This window comes from Acinetobacter lwoffii (assembly GCF_052078135.1).
Taxonomy (GTDB): domain Bacteria; phylum Pseudomonadota; class Gammaproteobacteria; order Pseudomonadales; family Moraxellaceae; genus Acinetobacter; species Acinetobacter lwoffii_Z.
Genome location: NZ_JBQGUZ010000012.1, coordinates 1 through 20,298, shown reverse-complemented (window position 1 = coordinate 20,298; position 20,298 = coordinate 1). Strand labels below are relative to the sequence as shown.

Annotated in this window: 18 protein-coding genes, 5 tRNA genes and 1 pseudogene; 5 read left to right on the top strand and 19 right to left on the bottom strand. The window is 44.3% G+C overall.

The window, feature by feature from the left end:
* Positions 1 to 46: 46 nt before the first annotated feature.
* The 11 genes from ACTL4S_RS09425 to tpiA form a co-directional block, all read right to left on the bottom strand.
* Positions 47 to 451, bottom strand: a complete 405-nt coding sequence (locus ACTL4S_RS09425) for a ribosome-binding factor A (protein WP_004281108.1) — start codon at positions 449 to 451, stop codon at positions 47 to 49.
* On the bottom strand, positions 451 to 3,159 hold the full coding sequence (gene infB / locus ACTL4S_RS09420) for a translation initiation factor IF-2 (protein WP_441299240.1): 2,709 nt from the start codon (positions 3,157 to 3,159) through the stop codon (positions 451 to 453). The genes ACTL4S_RS09425 and infB overlap by 1 nt, the downstream gene beginning before the upstream one ends.
* Before the next feature lie 10 nt (positions 3,160 to 3,169).
* Positions 3,170 to 4,654, bottom strand: coding sequence for a transcription termination factor NusA (gene nusA / locus ACTL4S_RS09415; RefSeq protein ID WP_441299239.1), 1,485 nt, complete (start codon positions 4,652 to 4,654; stop codon positions 3,170 to 3,172).
* A 34-nt stretch (positions 4,655 to 4,688) separates the two neighbouring features.
* Entirely contained in the window at positions 4,689 to 5,213 is a 525-nt protein-coding gene (gene rimP, locus ACTL4S_RS09410; protein WP_222110696.1) for a ribosome maturation factor RimP, read from the bottom strand.
* A 223-nt stretch (positions 5,214 to 5,436) separates the two neighbouring features.
* A tRNA-Met gene (locus ACTL4S_RS09405) sits at positions 5,437 to 5,513 on the bottom strand.
* Between the two features lie 88 nt (positions 5,514 to 5,601).
* Positions 5,602 to 5,678: transfer RNA gene (locus tag ACTL4S_RS09400), tRNA-Met, on the bottom strand.
* A 67-nt stretch (positions 5,679 to 5,745) separates the two neighbouring features.
* Positions 5,746 to 5,822 (bottom strand) — tRNA-Met (locus tag ACTL4S_RS09395).
* 80 nt (positions 5,823 to 5,902) lie between these two features.
* Positions 5,903 to 5,979: transfer RNA gene (locus tag ACTL4S_RS09390), tRNA-Met, on the bottom strand.
* A gap of 53 nt (positions 5,980 to 6,032) precedes the next feature.
* Positions 6,033 to 6,117, bottom strand: a tRNA-Leu gene (locus ACTL4S_RS09385).
* Positions 6,118 to 6,170: 53 nt separating this feature from the next.
* Entirely contained in the window at positions 6,171 to 6,500 is a 330-nt protein-coding gene (secG, locus tag ACTL4S_RS09380) for a preprotein translocase subunit SecG (protein ID WP_148334344.1), read from the bottom strand.
* A gap of 13 nt (positions 6,501 to 6,513) precedes the next feature.
* The gene (gene tpiA / locus ACTL4S_RS09375) at positions 6,514 to 7,305 is read right to left on the bottom strand and encodes a triose-phosphate isomerase (protein ID WP_441299238.1); all 792 of its coding nucleotides are present in this window, start codon (positions 7,303 to 7,305) and stop codon (positions 6,514 to 6,516) included.
* A 277-nt stretch (positions 7,306 to 7,582) separates the two neighbouring features.
* Between tpiA and pilB the strand changes: the two genes are divergently transcribed.
* The 4 genes from pilB to coaE are packed head-to-tail and all read left to right on the top strand — an operon-like array spanning position 7,583 to position 12,038.
* Positions 7,583 to 9,292 carry a type IV-A pilus assembly ATPase PilB gene (gene pilB / locus ACTL4S_RS09370; RefSeq protein ID WP_441299237.1) on the top strand — a complete coding sequence of 570 codons (1,710 nt, stop codon included), beginning with the start codon at positions 7,583 to 7,585 and terminating at the stop codon, positions 9,290 to 9,292.
* Positions 9,293 to 9,323: 31 nt separating this feature from the next.
* On the top strand, positions 9,324 to 10,556 hold the full coding sequence (locus ACTL4S_RS09365) for a type II secretion system F family protein (RefSeq protein ID WP_441299236.1): 1,233 nt from the start codon (positions 9,324 to 9,326) through the stop codon (positions 10,554 to 10,556).
* Between the two features lie 17 nt (positions 10,557 to 10,573).
* Positions 10,574 to 11,437, top strand: coding sequence for a prepilin peptidase (locus ACTL4S_RS09360; RefSeq protein ID WP_290446993.1), 864 nt, complete (start codon positions 10,574 to 10,576; stop codon positions 11,435 to 11,437).
* A gap of 1 nt (position 11,438) precedes the next feature.
* Complete coding sequence (gene coaE, locus ACTL4S_RS09355) at positions 11,439 to 12,038, top strand: dephospho-CoA kinase (protein WP_441299235.1); 600 nt, start codon at positions 11,439 to 11,441, stop codon at positions 12,036 to 12,038.
* Between the two features lie 21 nt (positions 12,039 to 12,059).
* Here the strand turns inward: coaE and ACTL4S_RS09350 are convergent, their stop codons facing one another.
* The 3 genes from ACTL4S_RS09350 to ppnP form a co-directional block, all read right to left on the bottom strand.
* Positions 12,060 to 12,983: a DMT family transporter gene (locus tag ACTL4S_RS09350; RefSeq protein WP_441299234.1), complete on the bottom strand. Its 924-nt coding sequence runs from the start codon at positions 12,981 to 12,983 to the stop codon at positions 12,060 to 12,062.
* 6 nt (positions 12,984 to 12,989) lie between these two features.
* Positions 12,990 to 13,739 carry a 23S rRNA (guanosine(2251)-2'-O)-methyltransferase RlmB gene (gene rlmB, locus ACTL4S_RS09345; protein ID WP_441299233.1) on the bottom strand — a complete coding sequence of 250 codons (750 nt, stop codon included), beginning with the start codon at positions 13,737 to 13,739 and terminating at the stop codon, positions 12,990 to 12,992.
* A gap of 134 nt (positions 13,740 to 13,873) precedes the next feature.
* On the bottom strand, positions 13,874 to 14,197 hold the full coding sequence (gene ppnP / locus ACTL4S_RS09340; RefSeq protein WP_004281089.1) for a pyrimidine/purine nucleoside phosphorylase: 324 nt from the start codon (positions 14,195 to 14,197) through the stop codon (positions 13,874 to 13,876).
* 442 nt (positions 14,198 to 14,639) lie between these two features.
* Here ppnP and recN point away from each other — a divergent pair, with 442 nt between their 5' ends.
* On the top strand, positions 14,640 to 16,301 hold the full coding sequence (recN, locus tag ACTL4S_RS09335; RefSeq protein ID WP_441299232.1) for a DNA repair protein RecN: 1,662 nt from the start codon (positions 14,640 to 14,642) through the stop codon (positions 16,299 to 16,301).
* 86 nt (positions 16,302 to 16,387) lie between these two features.
* On the opposite strand, the gene ACTL4S_RS09330 is transcribed toward recN, so the two are convergent.
* The 5 genes and pseudogenes from ACTL4S_RS09330 to ACTL4S_RS09310 form a co-directional block, all read right to left on the bottom strand.
* The gene (locus tag ACTL4S_RS09330; RefSeq protein WP_005108477.1) at positions 16,388 to 17,374 is read right to left on the bottom strand and encodes a CsgG/HfaB family protein; all 987 of its coding nucleotides are present in this window, start codon (positions 17,372 to 17,374) and stop codon (positions 16,388 to 16,390) included.
* Positions 17,375 to 17,426: 52 nt separating this feature from the next.
* Entirely contained in the window at positions 17,427 to 18,026 is a 600-nt protein-coding gene (gene lpoB / locus ACTL4S_RS09325) for a penicillin-binding protein activator LpoB (RefSeq protein WP_005108476.1), read from the bottom strand.
* A gap of 12 nt (positions 18,027 to 18,038) precedes the next feature.
* On the bottom strand, positions 18,039 to 18,440 hold the full coding sequence (locus ACTL4S_RS09320) for a YcfL family putative periplasmic lipoprotein (protein ID WP_005248406.1): 402 nt from the start codon (positions 18,438 to 18,440) through the stop codon (positions 18,039 to 18,041).
* 19 nt (positions 18,441 to 18,459) lie between these two features.
* Positions 18,460 to 19,818 (bottom strand): COG3014 family protein, encoded by a 1,359-nt coding sequence (locus ACTL4S_RS09315; protein WP_034438391.1) that lies wholly within the window; start codon positions 19,816 to 19,818, stop codon positions 18,460 to 18,462.
* 320 nt (positions 19,819 to 20,138) lie between these two features.
* Positions 20,139 to 20,298: pseudogene (locus ACTL4S_RS09310) on the bottom strand (IS5/IS1182 family transposase); the annotation flags it as partial.

Genomic DNA, 20,298 nt, shown 5'->3' with positions numbered 1-20,298 from the left:
GAGAGATAAAAAAGCCACCCGAAGGTGGCTTTTTTAGTCCTAAGACTTATTCATCATCTTTTTTTGCTTCAGCTTCAGGTAAGTCCTTCACTGCTTCAGCGATCAGACCAAACATATAGTTACCATATGCATTGGTCTTATCGTAATGGAAACGTAGACGAGGCGTAATACGGGTTTTGATACGACGACTCAGCTCGTGGCGCAGGAAACCAGATGCTTTGTTCAACACATCCAGAGTTTCTTTATTGGCCTCTTGGCTTTGCTCATCGCCAAGTTCACGTCCCATCACAGTGACATAAACTTCCGCATATCCCAGGTCTGGGCTCACCTTCACCGCAGAGATGGTCACCAGACCACCTAAGCGTGGATCTTTCAGCTCCTGACGGATCAGTTCGGACAACTCGCGTTGTACTGTATCCGCCATACGCTTCAGACGTTGACTACCCGCCATTAAAGACTCCGTTTAATCAATTGAACATCGTACACTTCGATCTTATCAAGTGCTTTGATGTCTTTATAGCCTTTCACCGCAAGACCACATTCCATACCGGCACGAACTTCTTCAACCACTTCTTTGTAGCGACGAAGAGATTCAAGCTCGCCCTGGAACACAACCACGTCATCACGTAATACGCGAATCGGTTTGTTACGATGCAATACGCCTTCAAGTACCATACAGCCCGCAGCTGCACCAAACTTACTTGAGTGGAATACTTCACGTACTTGTGCAACACCCAGAATCGTTTCACGATGTTCTGGTGCAAGCTTACCGCTCATTGCTGCTTTCACATCATCAATCAATTGATAGATGATTGAGTAGTAACGAATGTCGATACTGTCTGCATCTGCTTTTTGACGCGCAGCGTTGTCCGCACGTACGTTAAAGCCGAGTAGAACTGCTTCTGAAGATTCAGCCAATGTCACGTCAGACTCAGTAATCGCACCTACACCAGAACCAATGATACGTACTTTAACTTCGTCAGTCGCAAGCTCAGCAAGTGCAACGTGTAATGCTTCTAAGGTACCGCGTACGTCAGTTTTCAACACAACGTTCACGATAGGCACATCTTTCTTGCCCATAGACGCCATGATGTTTTCAAGACGCATTGCAGATTGACGCTCAAGACGTTTTTGACGTTCACGATCCATACGCGCATCGGCAACTTCACGTGCTTTCTTCTCGTCGCTGACCACAAGAACTTCATCACCTGCCATTGGCGCTTCTGGAAGACCCAGAATTTCCACTGGAATCGAAGGACCTGCAGATTTGATACGCTGACCATTTTCATCCGTCATCGCACGAACGCGACCATAAGATGAACCGGCAAGAACAAGATCACCTACTTTCAATGTACCATTTTGAACCAGAATAGACGTTACCGCACCACGGCTGTTGTCTACACGTGCTTCAATTACGACACCTTGTGCAGCACCTTCTTCAGATGCTTTAAGCTCTAGAAGTTCAGCTTGAATCGAAATAATATCAAGAAGTTCATCAATGCCTTGACCAGTATGTGCAGAAACCATTGCCACTGGAACGTCACCACCCCATTGTTCTGGCACAATTTCTTTCACAGTCAATTCATTCAGAACGCGATCTGGATCAGCAGATTCTTTATCCATCTTGTTGATTGCAACAATGATTGGTGTACCTGCAGCACGTGCATGGTCAATTGCTTCTGCAGTTTGTGGCATTACACCATCATCTGCTGCAACAACTAGAACCACGATATCTGTTGCTTTCGCACCACGTGAACGCATTGCAGTAAATGCTGCGTGTCCCGGAGTATCAAGGAATGTAATCATACCTTTATCAGTAGTTACATGGTAAGCACCGATATGCTGTGTGATACCTCCTGCTTCGCCAGCAGCCACTTTGGCACGACGAATACGGTCAAGCAGTGATGTTTTACCATGGTCAACGTGACCCATAATAGTAACAACAGGCGCACGCGTAGATTGCGCACCACGTGCTTCTTCAGCTGCTTCAAGCAGGTTATCTTCAGCTTGTGTATCAGAAACCAGCACCGGATTATGGCCCATTTCTTCAACAACAAGTGCAGCAATTTCTTGATCAATTGCCTGGTTCTGAGTAACCAATTCACCCATTTTCATGAGTGATTTAATCACTTCACGAACCTTAACTGCCATTTTCGCAGCTAAGTCAGCAACGACAATCGTTTCACCGATTTCAACATCGTAAACCTGTTTTTTCACAGGTTTTTCGAAGCCGTGCTTGTTGCCTTGACTAGTTTTTAAACCGCGCTTAGGCTGTTTGCTGAAGCTTTGCTCTTCCTGACCACGACGACCACCTTTTTTAGGTGCACGCGCGCTCGGCGTATTCGTACCACGTTTGATTTCGCGGTCTTCTTTTGCAAAAGAGTCTTCATATGCCTGACCAACAAGACCGGCAGCCAGAGGAGAATCATCAACAACACGAATAGTTGCAGTGGTATCTTCCGCGGTGTACTTAGACGCCATTTGACGCATTTGTTCAAGCGTACGTTGCTGCGCTTCTTCAGCCGCTTTACGACGTGCTGCTTCTTCAACAGCTTTTAATTTTGCTGCTTCTGCTTCACGTGCCTTTTTCTGTTCAGCGGTTTCAGTTGGTTTAACAACTTGCTTCACAATCGGCTTGTTGGTTGATTTGCGTTTTACCACAACTGCAGCTTTAGAAACTTCTTGCTTGTCGCTGGTTTGCTTTGCAGCAGCACGCATCGCTTCTAGAGCTTTATTCGCGTTATTTACGCCAGTTTTTGGAGCTTCAGCAGAAGCAGCTTGCACTGTATTCTGCTCAGGCGCAGCTTTGGCCTGTTGCTCAGCCTTGGCTTTCGCCAATGCTTCTGCTTTGATCTGTTCTGGATCCGGCTTAACAAATGTATGCTTCTTGCGAACTTCTACATTAATCGTTTTCGCCTTACCTGAAGTACTGGCTACTTTAGCCGTACTAGTCGTTTTACGTTTCAACGTGATTTGCCCTGCTTGGCTTTCTGAACCCTGTGACTTTTTCACATGGCTCATCAAGCTATCTTGTTGTTCGGTGGTAATAATATCGTCAGCTTTACGCTGTGGTAAACCTGCCTCACGAACCTGCTCTAGGAGCTTCTCAACTGGACGACCCACGTTGAGGGCTAACTCTTTAATCGACTTGTCCGTCATATACTACCTCCTAGTTAAACCATGATTCGCGCGCTTTCATAATGAGTTGACCCGCTTTCTCAGCACCCAAACCTTCAATATCTTCGATATCGTCAGTCGCCTGATCTGCTAAATCATCCACTGTTACCACACCACGAGCTGCTAGCGCTTGCGCGATCTCTACTGTCATGCCTTCCATTGCAACAAGTTCTTCACTTGGCGCTTGTATGTTCTCTTGCTGGTGTAATGCATCAGCAAGTGCAATTTCTTTCGCACGGCTTTGCAGTAGTTCAACCAGTTCCGCATCTAGTTCGATTTCATCAAACGTTTCTGCAGGGACATAAGCAATTTCTTCAAGCGAGGTGAAGCCCATTTCTACCAATGCCATCGCCAAATCTTCCGCGATATCCAGACGGGTAACAAACATGTCCAGATATTGTTGCGCTTCGTTTTGTTGACGGGCGTAGTATTCCTCTTCCAGCATCATGTCCAGCTTGTAGCCAGTCAATTCAGATGCCAGACGAACGTTCTGACCTTGTGAACCAATCGCACGTGCCAACTGATCGCTGGTTGCGAAAATGATATCTGCAGTACGTGCATCTTCATCGATGACAATACTCGATACATCTGCTGGTTCCAATGCACTTGCGATATATTGCGCAGGATCATCCGACCAAACTACCACATCAATACGCTCGCCATTGAGCTCTTGCTGTACAGCCTGAATACGGGTACCACGCATACCAATACAAGCACCCACCGGGTCAATACGGTGGTCATTGGTTTTCACTGCAATTTTAGCACGAACGCCTGGTTGGCGAGCCGCCGCTTTAATTTCAATGATTTCTTCAGAAATCTCAGGGATTTCTTTCTTCATCAATGCAATCAGCATATCCGGTTTAGCACGTGACAGTTGTAACTGCGCACCACGACCTTCACGGTTGACATTGAATAGAATCGCATTCACGCGTTGCTTCGGACGAAGGATTTCTTTCGGAATCATTTCTTCGCGAGCAAGATACGCTTCAGCATTGTCACCTAGGTCAATGATAAAGCCGTCTTTGGTTTGTTTTTTCACTTCACCGTAGATCAGCTCGCCGACTTTAGATTCGTAAGCATCGGCTACAAGTGCACGTTCTGCTTCACGGATCTTCTGTACGATCACTTGCTTGGCAATTTGCGCTGCAATACGACCGAAGTCAATCGATTCCACTTCAAGCTCACGAATGTCGCCAATCGACCATTTTGCCGGATCGACATCAGAGATGGCATCCTGACAAGCTGGCATTTCATGGTCTTCGTCTGCAACCACTTCCCACTGACGGAAAGTACGATAGTCACCTGTTTTACGATCAATTTCCACACGTAAACGTGCTTCTTCCGAATGTGTTCCTTCGTAGAATTTTTTCTTTGTCGCAGCAACTAAAGCTTGCTCAAGCGCTTCAAAGATCGCTTCACGAGGTACACCTTTTTCGTTACTAACCGTTTCAACGACGGTCAGAATTTCACGTGCCATACGTCACCTATTCGTTAAATTTTTATTTATTCAATTAATCTTGGAAGACCAAATTTGCTTTATCGATATTGTGACTGTCGATCTCCAATACCTGTTGCTTTTCTACTTCAACTTGAATCATTTCATTGTCTAGGTCGACTGCAACCAGTTTGGCTTGGAATTTACGACGGTTATCTACCGCACTGATCAGACGTAGTGCTACGGTATGACCAATATAGCCTGACATCTGTTCGAGCTGGAAGAATGGACGATCCCAGCCTGGCGAAGATACTTCGAGTGAATATTCACCCGAGATCGGATCATGAACATCCAGCATTGCGCCCACTTGCTGCGTGACACGCACACAATCCTGAACGCCAATACCACGCCCCTGCTCTTCTTCACCATCTTCATTGATTGCTGGTGCAACGCTCTCATCGACTGGCTTGTCGATGTAGATACGTAATAACGAACATTTACCCTGTGGCAGGAATTCAATCCCCCAAAGGTTTACATTACAGGCTTCAACTGCTGGTGCAATCAAGTCCTGAAGTGCTTGAGTTTTATTTGATAGCTTCATTTACTCTCGTCATCTGGTGCGATTTTATGATCTATTTGACCACTACAAACCAATACAAACTATAGTAGTAGTGAAACATGGAGATTTGACCAAATAATGTCGACACTACACGATAGCCAATAAAAAAGGGCGTAAATCGCCCCAATTAATGCACAATTTAAGATTTTTTCAAATCCCACTGTGCAAAAAGGCCCACCTTGTTGTGAGCCTCTTTTTAGAAACTTGGTAGCGGGAGCTGGATTTGAACCAACGACCTTCGGGTTATGAGCCCGACGAGCTACCAGACTGCTCCATCCCGCATCAACGTGCAAAAATTATATACAAAAGATGAGAACTTTTCAATCAAAACCACATCATTCTGCATATTTGTCATCTGTCGCTAAAAAAGTGGTAGCGGGAGCTGGATTTGAACCAACGACCTTCGGGTTATGAGCCCGACGAGCTACCAGACTGCTCCATCCCGCATCAGCGTACAAATAACTTTCAGTCTAAAGTACTTAAACTGCTTTTAAATTTTGCATCTTTAAAAGATTGGTAGCGGGAGCTGGATTTGAACCAACGACCTTCGGGTTATGAGCCCGACGAGCTACCAGACTGCTCCATCCCGCAACAACATGCAAATTAATTTTCTCAACTTAAAACCTGTTTAAGCTGCCTCTTGAAAGTTTGCGTCTTTAAAAAGGATTGATTGGTAGCGGGAGCTGGATTTGAACCAACGACCTTCGGGTTATGAGCCCGACGAGCTACCAGACTGCTCCATCCCGCATCAATAGAAGTTTTTCAGCTGCATACACCAACTTAAATTTCTGGATTATAAGTTGGTGCGGAAGGGGGGACTTGAACCCCCACGCCCGAAAGCACTACCACCTCAAGGTAGCGTGTCTACCAATTCCACCACCACCGCAGCTGTGACGCATTCTAGTCGCATCACTGAAAAAAAGAAAGGACTAATTAAAACTATTCGGTCGTTTCTGGTGCAGTTGGTGAAGTTTCATTCGATTGCACAGGTGCGGTCGGCGCAGACTGAACCGATCCCAAACTATAGGCATTCGAGGTTTGTTGCTTGGCTAAAATCGCCAAAGTCAGACTGGTCACGAAGAACAGTGCAGTAAAAATTGCAGTCAAACGGGTCATAAAATTACCCGAACCCGATGCTCCGAATACTGTTGCTGCACCACCGCCACCGAAAGAGGCACCAGCATCTGCACCTTTACCATGCTGAACCAAAATCAAGACAATCATCAAAACAGCTAAGATAATATGTACTACCAGCACAAAAGTTTGCATGCCGAACTCCTAATTATTGTGTATTTGCAAATGCCTGAGCAATTTTATGAAACGACTCAGCATTGAGTGATGCACCACCGACCAATGCCCCATTGATATCTGGGCAGGCTGCTAACTCTACTGCATTTTCCGGCTTGACACTACCACCATATAAAATCGCCATACTCTCGCCATAGCCTGTAATCTGACTTAAACCTTGACGGATTTGTGCATGCATGGCCTGCGCATCTTCAGGAGAAGCCGTTTTACCTGTACCAATCGCCCAGATCGGCTCATAGGCAATCACGATATTGTTCCATTGCTCCGCTTCAACCACAGTAGCGATATCACAAACTTGTTGTAATACGACAGCTTCCGCCTGCCCTGCTTCACGCTGTTCCAGACTTTCACCGACACAATAAATCACAGTCAAACCGGCACTTAAAGCATTCTTGATTTTAGCATTTAAAATATCAGCATTTTCTGCAAATATTTCACGGCGTTCAGAATGACCCACTAGTACATAGTGAATTTGACTATCGGCCAACAATTCAGCACTGACTTCACCGGTATAGGCACCCGTTCCTGAAATACGTGAAACATCTTGTGCTACGGTATAAATCGGACGAACCGCAGATGACAGCTCTGCCTGAATCTGGCTTAAGGCAATCGCAATCGGTGCCACACCTAAATGACATTGATCTTCGGCAATTGGTGCAGTTTCCAGCAAATTCTTAATACTACGCACCAAGCTCAATGCCTCTGCCTGTACTGGATTCATTTTCCAGTTACCTATCACCCAAGGGGTAATCGTCGAAACCGACATAATTAACCTATTTCATTTACATATTTTGAATTGGGCACATTCTACACGGAATTGGAAAATTAAAAGAATAGTTTTCTTATCACTCATTCTCGGTTTAGACTATCCAAAATGGTTATTTTTTGTTATCACTTAAAAAAATGGGGACTTCTTCTAACCAGTTCATGCTTTTACTGGAGATGAGGAAGCTAGCAGCACTCTTAGCTATGGTATTTTTACGTAACAAACGTATAATTTTAGTATAGCAATTAAAAGAATTTGATGAGTAGGCATTTATAGCATGACAGCATTACAGGGGTCGCCAAGATTTACCGGATTTATTCGTCGTTTGGTCGAGGAAGGCGTCATCTCGGCTGAAGATATGCGCACTGCGTTGGCGCATGCTAAACAAGAAAAAGTCGATATTGTGGCTGAGTTAATTAACCAGCAGCAGCTTTCTCCGACCGTCATTGCTGAAACGATTTCAGTTGAGTTTGGCGAACCACTGTTTGATATCAGTGCCTATGATCCTGCCCAAATTTTGCGGGATGCGATTGATGAAAAGCTGATTACCAAGCATCGCATCCTGCCGATTTTTAAAAATTCCAGTATTTTATATGTTGCAATCAGTAACCCGACCAATATCGAAGCAATTGATGCAGTCCGTTTTTCAACTAAACTCAATATTGAAACCATTATTGTTGAACACAATAAACTTGAAAAACTGATCGAGCAGAATTTTACCGAAGAAAGCACGTTTGAGTTTGATGAAGACTTTGACTTAGATGTTGATGTCGAATCTGCTGATCCGAATAAAGAAGAGGATGACAGTAACAAGGGGGAAGAAGCCCCTATTGTTAAATATATTAATAAATTACTAATTGATGCGATCCGTATGGGGGCTTCAGACTTACATTTTGAACCTTATGAGAAAATCTATCGGGTACGTTACCGGGTCGATGGGGTATTACGCCAGATTGCAACACCGCCGCTACAGCTAGCAACTCGTTTATCTTCACGTCTTAAAGTCATGTCGCAAATGGACATTTCGGAAAAACGTGTACCGCAAGATGGTCGAATCAAACTAAAATTATCCAAAAACAAAGCCATTGATTTCCGTGTCAACTCTCTCCCTACCCTGTTTGGTGAGAAGCTGGTACTACGTATTCTGGATCCATCCAGCGCGATGCTGGGAATTGATGCACTGGGTTATGAACCGGAACAAAAAGAACTGTTTATGCAGGCGCTGGACAAACCACAAGGAATGCTGCTGATCACCGGCCCGACGGGTTCTGGTAAAACAGTTTCTCTTTATACCGGTCTGAATATCCTCAATCGTGAAGATACCAATATTTCGACAGCGGAAGATCCGGTCGAGATTAACTTGCAAGGCATTAATCAGGTCAATGTTAACAATAAAGTTGGCCTGACCTTCTCTGCCGCACTGAAGTCCTTCTTACGTCAAGACCCGGATATCGTAATGGTCGGTGAGATCCGGGATCTGGAAACTGCCGAGATTGCGATTAAAGCGGCGCAGACCGGTCATATGGTGATGTCGACGCTGCATACCAATAGTGCGCCTGAGACTTTAACCCGTTTACGCAATATGGGGGTGCCTTCTTTCAATATTGCCACTTCGGTGAACCTGGTTATTGCACAACGACTGGCACGTCGTTTGTGTTCGCAATGCAAGAAACCTGCCGATATTCCGCAACAAAGTTTATTAGAAATGGGGTTTACCGAAACTGACCTGCAGCAGCCTGAGTTCCAAATTTATGAACCGGTAGGTTGCAATGAATGTCGCGAAGGCTATAAAGGTCGTGTCGGTATTTATGAAGTTATGAAGGTAACACCCGAAATTTCCAGAATTATTATGGAAGACGGCAATGCACTTGAAATTGCCGATGCTTCCGCACGTGCAGGTTTTAACAATTTACGCCGGTCAGGTTTAATCAAGGTGATACAGGGGGTGACTTCTTTACAGGAAGTCAATCGTGTCACCAGCGAATGATCGGGCGCTGATCTAAAATAAGGATAAAGGTATGGCAACAGTAAAGAAAGGCCAGATGATGCCGATCTTCAGCTATGAAGGAATTGATCGTAAAGGGGTAAAGATCAAGGGGGAATTGCCAGCAAAAAATATGGCTCTGGCCAAGGTCACCCTTCGGAAACAAGGCATTAGCATAAAAACCATTCGAGAAAAGAAAAAAAACATTCTCGAAGGCTTGATGAAGAAAAAAGTCTCGACACTCGATATTACAATTTTTACCCGACAGTTGGCGACCATGATGAAAGCCGGTGTACCGCTGGTTCAAGGCTTTGAAATTGTTGCAGAGGGCCTGGAAAATCCATCCATGCGTGAGGTCGTACTGGGAATTAAGGGCGAAGTTGAAGGTGGTAATACTTTCGCTGGAGCACTGCGTAAATATCCACAGTACTTTGACAACTTATTTTGCTCTTTAGTTGAATCAGGTGAACAATCTGGTGCGCTAGAAACCATGCTAGATCGCGTTGCGATTTACAAAGAAAAAAGCGAATTGCTCAAGCAAAAAATCAAAAAAGCCATGAAATATCCTATCTCAGTGATGATTGTCGCTTTAATTGTAACAATTATTTTGATGGTTAAAGTAGTACCCGTTTTTGAAGATGTATTCTCCTCATTTGGCGCAGACTTACCCGCTTTCACCAAAATGGTTGTAGCAATGTCTAAGTGGATGCAGGCCTATTGGTTTCTATTACTCATTTGTATCGGCATAATGATTACAGTATTTTTAGAAACTAAAAAACGCAGTAAAAAGTTCCGTGATTTCTTGGATAAAGTAGCGCTGAAAGCCCCGATTTTTGGTGATCTGGTTTATAAAGCCATTATTGCCCGTTATAGCCGTACCCTCGCCACCACTTTTGCCGCAGGTGTACCGCTAATTGATGCACTAGAATCCACTGCCGGCGCCACCAATAACGTAGTCTATGAGGATGCGGTGATGAAAATCCGTGAAGATGTTGCCACAGGCCAACAACTTCAGTTTGCCATGCGGGTCACCAACAAGTTCCCATCTATGGCGGTACAAATGGTCGCGATTGGTGAAGAATCAGGTGCGCTAGATGCCATGCTAGATAAAGTTGCCACGCATTATGAAAACGAAGTGGATAATGCGGTCGATGGCTTAACCTCGATGATGGAACCCTTGATCATGGCTGTTCTAGGTGTGCTCGTCGGTGGTCTAGTGATTGCCATGTACCTTCCAATCTTTCAAATGGGCTCAATCGTTGGCTAATCGGCAGGTTAAATATCTTGTTCAGTAATCTTATTTCTTATTTTATTCAAAACCCAACGGCGCTGTATATCGCAGTTGGGCTTTTTAGTTTATGTATCGGTAGCTTCCTGAATGTGGTGATCTACCGTACTCCCAAGATGATGGAAAAAGAATGGCGTACCGATTGCCAGATGTTCCTGCATCCGGAACAGCCGGTGATTGATGAAACTAAATTAAGTTTAAGCAAACCCGCTTCGACTTGTCCCAAATGTCATCAGCCAATCCGCTGGTACCAGAATATTCCCGTCATCAGCTGGCTGCTCTTGCGCGGCAAATGTGGCAACTGTCAGAATCCGATCAGTATCCGTTACCCATTCATTGAAATTCTGACAGCCGTCTGTGCACTCATGGTCGTCGAAGTATTTGGCCCGACTGTACAAATGCTATTTGGCCTGATCCTGACCTATGTACTGATTGCGCTGACCTTTATCGATTTTGACACCCAGTTATTGCCTGACCGTTATACCCTGCCCCTAGCCGCACTTGGTCTGGGCGTGAATAGTTATGCACTCTATACTTCCCCAAGCGCTGCCATCTGGGGGTATATCATTGGTTTTTTATGTCTATGGGTGGTGTACTACCTGTTTAAAATCATCACCGGTAAAGAAGGCATGGGTTATGGCGATTTTAAATTGCTAGCCGCTTTGGGTGCCTGGATGGGTCCATTATTATTGCCTTTAATTGTGCTGCTGTCTTCCCTGGTAGGTGCGATTATTGGCATCATCCTGCTAAAAGTCCGCAAGGAAAATCAGCCTTTTGCTTTTGGTCCTTATATTGCGATTGCCGGCTGGATTGCTTTTCTTTGGGGTGAACAAATTATGAAAGTGTATTTAGGTCAATAAATTGAAATTTGTACTCGGTTTAACTGGTGGGATTGGCAGTGGCAAGTCTGCTGCCAGTCAGTGGTTTGAAGCACAAGGCATCACGGTAGTCGATGCCGATGTGGTAGCACGTGAAGTGGTCGAAATTGGGCAACCTGCACTTATCCAGATTCAGCAGGTTTTTGGCGATTGGGTACTGCTTGCCGATGGCTCACTGAATCGTCGTGCCTTGCGTGAATATATCTTCCAATCTCCTGAAGCACGCAAGACTCTGGAAAGTATTACCCATCCGGCAATTCGCACTTCCATTATCCAGCAACTACATGCTGCGCAAAGTCCCTATGCCATTCTGGTTTCACCACTTTTATTTGAAACCAATCAGCATGAACTGACTCAGCATACCTTACTGATTGATGCCACCATCGAACTGCAAATTGAGCGGGCCTCACAACGCGACGGCCAGAATATCGAACAAATTCGCAATATCATTGCTGCCCAAATGTCCCGCGAACAAAAGCAGACCATGGCCGATGATATTGTCCTAAATGATGGTCATCTGGATCATCTCTATGCTCATCTCAGACTATTACATCAAAAATATTTAAACATGGCAGCCAGCTGAAGCATAAAAAAAACAGTCTGATTAAGACTGTTTTTTTTGTTCTGCTAATTTTCGGCTTAGACTGTCCTGATGCTGTAACCAGCGCCACGGCTGTAAGGCCCCAACTGCCATACCCATCAGGCCACACACCATGGCCAGGCTCAGCGCTTCATTTAATAAAGGCACCGCCAGAATCGCAGCAATAAATGGTGCAAGATTGGTAATACTACCGGCTTTAAATGCACCGAGACGCTTGATTGCTTCGACATAGCTTAAAGTGGCAATAATTACCACAAAAACCCCATGAAAGATGGTTTGAAACAATAAATGCTGGGGTTCTGGCACACTCAAATTTTTGGGTAAAAACAGCAGATAAACAGGTACGTAAACCACCGCTGACCAGATCGCGACACCGCTCATTGCCTGCCATGCAGTTAACTGATATTTCCGCAATAACACGGTAAAAATTGCCCAGAGTATTGCACTGATAAAAAATAGCCCATCCCCTGCCCCAAAGGCTACACCAGTTTCCCGATACATCAGCAGACTCATGATACAGAGCACCGCAATCATAATAATCAGGCTGGCCCAGGTATGCTTATCAAAAGCCTGCCCCATCAGGAAAAAAGCCATGATGGCAGTACAAATCGGAATACAGCCATTCAAGAAAATCGCGGCATGGGCGGTAGGCGCATAATGAAAGGCGCTATAGGCAAACAGACAGTAAATTACTCCGCCAATCATGGCCAGAATAAAGGGTTCTTTTTTCAGTAAAAAAGCCGCCTCCTTGCGATAGAGCAAGATCGGCATCAGAATCAGAAAAGCCAGAGAAAACCGCAGAGCCACGATATCCCAAGCACTGATCTGCCACAGCGCATTCAGACGGGCGGTTAAAGTAAAACCGCCCCAGATACACATGGTCGTCAGTAGAAAGACATAGCCTTGTGTACGATCTGACAATGCCATCATCAATTACAGGTTACGCTGACGGCAAGCTTCATACAGTGCCATACCGGTCGCCACACTGACATTCAGGCTTTGCAGATTACCCGCCATCGGGATATACACCGTCTGATCGCATTGGCTTTGTGTAATTGGACGTAGACCGGTATCTTCCGCACCCATCACCACACAGACACCAGTACCGGTGAAATCAAACTCCTGAATCGGCAGCGCTTTTTCATCCAGCATGGTACCAACCACACGAACATTAAAATCTTCTTTGATTTGACCCAAAGTACGTGCCAGATTGGTAACCTGAATGAATTTGACTTTGTCCGCACCACCTGCAGCCACTTTACGTGCTGTCGGGGTTAAAGTTGCAGAACGATCACGTGGCGCAATCACTGCCTCAACGCCCATTGCAGCGGCTGTACGGATACAGGCACCGAGATTATGCGGATCGGTAATATGATCCAGAGCCAATAACAACGCTTGAGGATTTGCGCTCAACAATGTCTCAAGATCTTTTTCATTCAGGGTCGGATGAGCACGAACTGCGGCTACGACCCCCTGATGAAACGGCTGACCGGCCAATTTTTCTAGTTTGTCACGGCTGGCTTGCTGCACACTGATCCCAAACGGTTCAGCCAGTTCCAGTACACGCTTTAAACGCTGATCATCGCGCCCTTTGAGAGTGAATAATGTCAAGACACGTTCAGGCTCAAGCTCTAACAATGACTCCACTGAATGTACGCCATAAAAATATTCAGGTTTTGCCATGAACGACCTCTAGATTAGTTATATACAAAAGAAAAATCCCGTAAAGCTGACTTCACAGGATTTCTATAGCTGATTAGTTTAACCGATTCGCACTGAAATTTCTTGCCCGGTTTGCACTGATCTTGAATCTGGACTTAACCTTCAAAATGGCAGACATAGTCCAGCACATCATCGGTTTCAATTTTAAAACGGCTATTGCCCGGCACATAGAAAGACTGTCCCGCACGGAACAACTCACTTTCTTCACTATCGCCAATCTGAACACGGCATTCACCTGAAACAATTTCCATGCGCTCAGGAACATGTGTTTCAAAGGTCAAGGCATTTTCTGATGGCAGAATGACACCCAAAGTTTTTTTGGTCCCGTCTTCAAATTGTACAATGTGGCTAATACACAACCCGCCGAAATATACATTAGATTTTTTAAGTACCGATACATGATCAAACTGAGCTGACATGCGATTTCTCCAGATAAAGCATTTTGTAATATTTTGATTGCTGTAGTTTAAATGTGCACCCTCAACTAATCAATCGAAGTTTGTCGGCGTCGATCAAATATTCTGTATCACCTGAACCCCTTCTATTTACAGCATGTTTTGGCCTGTATTTTGCTGATAGATAAACTTAAGTTTCGATCTGCACGCGCTCTTTTAAAAACAGGCTCAATTGAGTCTTTAATTTAAAGATTGGGGATGTCAAAAATATGAAAATCAGCAGTGAATTAACATACTTCTGAGTCAGCTTCTTGCGAAAATACAGTGAAATAAGCATATATGAATCGTTAAAATTTAAGATAGAATGAAATTGATTCGTCCTGATTTATAATAATCACAGCCATGTTGTGACCCAAATCCAACATCAGGCTATTTCAATCAAACTTTTCGCAGCCCGGATGCGTTTATGCTGACACATTTAACTCTGATCAATTTTGCTTTAGCCGAGCATCTTGCTATTGATATTGATAAAGGTTTTAACGTTTTAACCGGTGAAACCGGTGCAGGTAAATCCCTCTTACTGGATGCATTGTCTGCCTGTCTGGGTGAGCGAACCGATACCAATTATGTGCGTTATGGTACGGAAAAGGCGGATGTCACCGCCAGCTTCAACTATCAGGAACACAGTCCTGAAGCAGCCTGGTTGAAAGAGCATGAGCTGGATGATGAATCAGGTGAAATTCATTTACGCCGGGTGATTTTTGCCACCGGCCGTAGTAAGGCCTGGATCAATGGACGTCCGAGCAGCCTGTCTGAACTGAAAGAAATTGGGCGTTTACTAGTACAACTCTATAGCCAGCATAGTCAGCAACAATTATTAGAACCACCTTATCCGAAGCACTGGCTGGATCGTTATTATCATTTTTATGCGCCGGCTCAAGCAGTACGTGATGCGTATAGCACTTGGCAGAAAAATATTCGTCAGCATCAGGCAGCGCTAGATGCACAAGCGACCCGTAAGCAACGCATGGAAACCTTGGAACTGCAGCTAGAAGAACTGGAAGAAATTGTTCAGACGGATTATCAGGAGATTGAACAGGAATTTGACCGGCTTTCCCATCATGAAGCGATCATGCAGGACTGTGTCTATAGCCTGAATAGTCTGGATGAAGGCGAACAGAATATTTCCCAAGAACTGGCTTCCATTCTACGTCGCATGGAATCACATGCCGGTCGTAGCGAACAGCTTTCCGGAATTTACACCTCCCTGCTGAATGCCCAAAGCGAACTTGAAGATACAGCAGCGAATTTACGCCAGTTTATGGATCGGCAGAGTTTTGATCCGGAACGCATGGAAGTACTAAATTCGACTTTAGAAATCTTCCATCGTCTGGCACGTAAATATCGTACCCAGCCAGAATTACTCAAAGAAGAATATGAAGCCTGGCAAACCGAATTAGAACAGCTGCATCAACTGGAAGATCCGGAAACACTGGCTGAACAGGTCGCGGTTTCTTATCAGGAGTTTCTGGATAAAGCCCAACATCTGGATCAGATTCGCCGTGAAGCCGCAGCACCGTTAGCCAAGCAGCTCACTGAGCAGGTGAAACAACTGGCATTGCCTGAAGCGCATTTTGAGTTTAAGTTTGAGCCTTTGGAACAGCCATCTAGCGAAGGCCTGAGCTTTATCCAGCTACTTTTCACGGCCAATAAAGGCATTCCGGCACAGCCTTTGGCCCGGGTTGCATCAGGCGGTGAACTCTCGCGTATTGCGCTAGTGATGCAAGTCATGAATGCGGAAAAAACCGAAGCCGAAGTATTGGTCTTTGACGAAATTGATGTCGGGATTAGTGGCGGTACGGCAGAAATTGTCGGGCGTTTACTGGCCGATCTGGCCCAACATGTACAGATTCTGTGTATTACCCATCAGGCACAAGTAGCAGCACAATCTGATCAGCATCTACTGGTAAAAAAACAGCAGACTGATCCTGCCAGCAGCACAATCATCAACCTTGAAGAAAATGAAATTATTCAGGAGCTTGCTCGAATGACAGGCGGTGTGGAGATTAGTGAAACCACCTTGCAACATGCCCGCCAGTTACGTCAGCTAAAATTTCAGCAGGCTTGAGCTACTTGTAAAGCGACACATAAAAAATCCCTGCATTTAGGTCAGAGATTCTTTATGTGTTAAAAATCATTCGAACTAATATTAACTTACCATTTTACAGGTTGATCGCTTGAACCTGGCGTCATTTCATAGCCCGGTGATGAATCATAAGATTGACCAGTCTGCGACTGTACAGGCTGTAATTTTAAGCCCTGTAAAATTTCCGGGTTTAAGCCCTGAGCAATTTTATCCGCCGTACTGTCATTTAAACTATTGGTCAGAATATTCTGTGTCATTAAATTAGACAGAGTTCGATTGAAAGTGCCCGCTGCTACCACTTTACTGGTATTGGCTTCAATGACACGCCAGCTTAAACGCACTTGTTCAGCGCCGGCATTCAAACCATACATTTGCTGATGGCTGGCACTAGACAGATCATTAATTCGTCCCACCAGTAAATAGTCTGCTCCAACTTTCTGACCGATACGCGCCAGCTCATGCGGTGCACCATCCCAATACAGGAATGCATTTTCAGACTGCATTTCATCCAGATAATGACGATCTACCACACTCAACTGTCCGCTTTGAGCCAGATAATTTCCTAAAGTATCGGATAATTCCTGACTAAACTCATAGGCAGATGTGTCATTGGCCAGTCGGTTATTTTTCTCGGCCATCTGGAATGGCAATACTGCAATCCTGCGCAAATGCTGGTCTTGTACAGTCGATTCAAACTTCACCACATGTGCGCGAACTTTGGCACGGTAATTATTTTTTGCACCCGTCACACTCAGCACCTGAAACTTGGTCACTGAACCTGAACCTTGATTTGCCACACTAAAAACTGGTGAAACTTTACCGTTATAACTCCAGCCCTGATTATTCACCGATACAGAAACAGTCTCTTCATAATTCATTTGGGAAGAAACTGAAGCACCATTTACCGATTGCACAGCAATTAATAAGGCTTCAGAAATCGCCTGGTGTTGAGTTGGACCACTTCCACTGGCTTCTTTAACCACTTCTTTAATGGCTGCAAAGGCCGGAGCGCTCAACAATCCAGACAACAGGCCTGCAAGTAATATTTTTTTCATATTATATTCTTCTACAGTCACTGTGCCAAAAGCACAGTGACCTTCATTGAAATTACAGACCAAAAGTCGAGCGTTTGCCTGCCTTACGGATTTCTTTCTCGCCAGTCCACTCTACGATACCAGTTTGCAGGTTTTGCAATTTAAAAGTGAACTTGTAATACACATCACTCTTGCCACCGGCATTCTTCACAATACTCGACAAGTTGCCATTTAGCATAAATTCGGCACCAATATGACCACCGGCACGTACTGCTGTTGACTGGTTCACCATACCGCTTTGCTTTTGATAAGCTAGCTGCTGTGCCACCGCATTCACCGATTTCATATCAACAAAACGAAATTTTCCAGAATTGATTAGTTTGTTCTGAATACTGTCAGTAATCGATTCGGTATCGATATGTTCCTGGGTTTTGTTATGAATCCGATCAAGGACAATGACCGGACGGCGGTTTTGGGTCATTTGCACCACTGGCGGGAACATCAACATGTCATCCACCATTTTGGCTGCAATCATTTGCAAGTCAGTTGAACCAAAGTCTGTGGTTAAGGTTTCGACTGCTTGGGCATCACCATAACTTACTGAACCAGTAGAGGCACAGCCACTAAGCAGTGTCGTAGTTGCCAATGCGGCGAAAATCAATTTTGCGTTCATTTCAAGTCTCTCTTATTTTTTCAAATACACAACAACATCAACAGCAGATGGATTTGGCGCCAAGGACTGCACACCTTTGGTTTCACGTCCGGTTAACTGGATCGGCTTCCAGATGGCACCTTCAGGATTAACTTCCACACCTTGTGCATCCACCCAAACAATCTTGTAGCTAAAATCTTTATTGTTAAAACGGCGGTTTTTGATCGCGATTGAAGCACGCTTTAAATCACCAACCAAGCTCATATTCACACGTTCCACAAAGACTTCCGTAGTTAATACCGGATTATTGGTAATGGTGCGGATACTCATTTCATTATTGGCATTGGTTTGGGTAGATAAGGCATTCGGTGCGGTACAACCCACCATGAACAGCGCCCCTAAACCAAGTACAGCAAAGCTAAATTGACGTTTCATATTGTTCCCTTATTTATGATTAATGTGGAATGGTGCTTACACTAGCCGTAATTTTGTCATTAACATGATGGGCATAGACAAACACTGTTTGATTGGCTTTCACATCTAGGGTGACCGGAGAGCTAGATACACTCCCGCTAGAAAGTTGTAAATTATGTTTGCCCGGCGTTAAATTTAAGCGCGCAATCTGGGCATTACTCGGCAAGGTACTCCAGCCACGCAAGTCAGCACGCTCAGTCGCCATATTTAAGACGTTACCGGCAAGTTGACCAAACACACCAAACTGGTTACCAAGTTCTTTTTGTGCGGCATATTTTGCAGTGGCGCGCAGCACCTGACTGCTCACATTCGCCATAATTTTTTCTTTGAGGTCCTTGACGGCCAAAGCACCAATATCACTAATCACATAACTGTCTTGTAAAGCTTTATTATTGACTTTCACTTTCAGGCTAGTTGGTATCACATAGGTACTTGGTTCATAGGTCGCAAAAGCAATATTGATTAAACCGCCCGGTGTAGGGACATCAATTTTATTTTCCACCTTTTGCGGTACAATTCCCTGTTCGATAAATACAATCACCGGAACACTACCCTTCTTATGCTGTGTGACCAGTTGATCCAGACGTTTCACGTCTTCGGAAATTTGCTTATCTGGTTGTAACTCATAAGCTTTCTTATAATCAACCAAGGCATCATTGTATTCACCCAAGGTTTCCCATAAATTGGCTGCCATATAAAAAGCGTAGGCATTCTGATAGCTGTTCTTAATCTTGCCGGCTATGGGGTCCAGACCGACAAAAGCTTCATCCAGCACACTTAGATTCTTCTCTGCTTCCGTGTTTTTAGCTACTTTGTCTTTTTTCTTTTCTAGTTCTTTTTGGTGCAACAATTCGATTTCACGCTGGAGGCCCTGAGCCACGCGCATTTCTACCGCAGCAGCTTCCAGATCCTTTAAGAAAATATAGTTTTTAGCTTGGGAAATATGCGCCAGCACCTGCTCATGTGCTGGTACCAGATAAGGCACTACAGAGTCATTGCTGACCATGGCAAGAGCCTTAAACCCCATTCGGGACACACTAATTTTGGCCCGATTTTTTTGTTTTTCTAACAGCGTAAAGGCTTGCTTATAATAATCTCGGCTTTCTTCATATTGATGGTTGACTTGTAATAAGCGGGCTTGTTCAAGTAAATATAAAACTCCATCCTTTGAATCAGCTTTGTCCTTAAACTGAGTAATGAGGTTTTCAGATAAAGCGCTATTCAAATGACTACGGAAAAAACTACCTTCTTCATTATAACTACTAAATACTGCTGCCTGTGAAGTGACCGACACAGAAAATAGCGCAGAAATTAAAGTCCCTTTTAAAATATGATGCATAACAACCCCATTAAAAAAATAAATTAAAGATGAAAATTTCTGCGTTCTACGAACAAAGCAATATGGTTTCAATATGTATATTTTGTATAATAATTGAAATATTCTGTACAATATATCGCAAATTTATTACATAAATAAACAAATATTATAGTTTGTTATCTAATATTGACCATTTTTTAATCACTAGAAACTATGTATCGAAATATAGTTAGAGCTTAATTAATGAGCTGAGATTGTAATAACTTGCCTTTAGTTTTCAGATAAATTCGGCTTTGTTGCACAAAGATTTGAAATGCAAAGCGCCCCTAATTGAGCCAAATTTAAGGCGTAACTTGGGTAAGTGGTCGACCTAATTCCGTAAATCTGTTGAGGACTGCTACACGTGCATGAATTTCATTCACCTGACTAGGAAAGCTTCTTGCCATTAATTTATCGCCTAATAATTTGATGCAATGCATCTTGGTTTCCACCAAACTGCGG

What these genes read in the sequence shown, in the direction of transcription:
- ACTL4S_RS09425 (WP_004281108.1), bottom strand. Translation starts at nt 451, where the DNA reads ATGGCGGGTAGTCAACGTCTGAAGCGTATGGCGGATACAGTACAACGC.
- infB (WP_441299240.1), bottom strand. Translation starts at nt 3,159, where the DNA reads ATGACGGACAAGTCGATTAAAGAGTTAGCCCTCAACGTGGGTCGTCCA.
- nusA (WP_441299239.1), bottom strand. Translation starts at nt 4,654, where the DNA reads ATGGCACGTGAAATTCTGACCGTCGTTGAAACGGTTAGTAACGAAAAA.
- rimP (WP_222110696.1), bottom strand. Translation starts at nt 5,213, where the DNA reads ATGAAGCTATCAAATAAAACTCAAGCACTTCAGGACTTGATTGCACCA.
- secG (WP_148334344.1), bottom strand. Translation starts at nt 6,500, where the DNA reads ATGCAAACTTTTGTGCTGGTAGTACATATTATCTTAGCTGTTTTGATG.
- tpiA (WP_441299238.1), bottom strand. Translation starts at nt 7,305, where the DNA reads ATGTCGGTTTCGACGATTACCCCTTGGGTGATAGGTAACTGGAAAATG.
- pilB (WP_441299237.1), top strand. Translation starts at nt 7,583, where the DNA reads ATGACAGCATTACAGGGGTCGCCAAGATTTACCGGATTTATTCGTCGT.
- ACTL4S_RS09365 (WP_441299236.1), top strand. Translation starts at nt 9,324, where the DNA reads ATGGCAACAGTAAAGAAAGGCCAGATGATGCCGATCTTCAGCTATGAA.
- ACTL4S_RS09350 (WP_441299234.1), bottom strand. Translation starts at nt 12,983, where the DNA reads ATGGCATTGTCAGATCGTACACAAGGCTATGTCTTTCTACTGACGACC.
- rlmB (WP_441299233.1), bottom strand. Translation starts at nt 13,739, where the DNA reads ATGGCAAAACCTGAATATTTTTATGGCGTACATTCAGTGGAGTCATTG.
- ppnP (WP_004281089.1), bottom strand. Translation starts at nt 14,197, where the DNA reads ATGTCAGCTCAGTTTGATCATGTATCGGTACTTAAAAAATCTAATGTA.
- recN (WP_441299232.1), top strand. Translation starts at nt 14,640, where the DNA reads ATGCTGACACATTTAACTCTGATCAATTTTGCTTTAGCCGAGCATCTT.
- ACTL4S_RS09330 (WP_005108477.1), bottom strand. Translation starts at nt 17,374, where the DNA reads ATGAAAAAAATATTACTTGCAGGCCTGTTGTCTGGATTGTTGAGCGCT.
- lpoB (WP_005108476.1), bottom strand. Translation starts at nt 18,026, where the DNA reads ATGAACGCAAAATTGATTTTCGCCGCATTGGCAACTACGACACTGCTT.
- ACTL4S_RS09320 (WP_005248406.1), bottom strand. Translation starts at nt 18,440, where the DNA reads ATGAAACGTCAATTTAGCTTTGCTGTACTTGGTTTAGGGGCGCTGTTC.
- ACTL4S_RS09315 (WP_034438391.1), bottom strand. Translation starts at nt 19,818, where the DNA reads ATGCATCATATTTTAAAAGGGACTTTAATTTCTGCGCTATTTTCTGTG.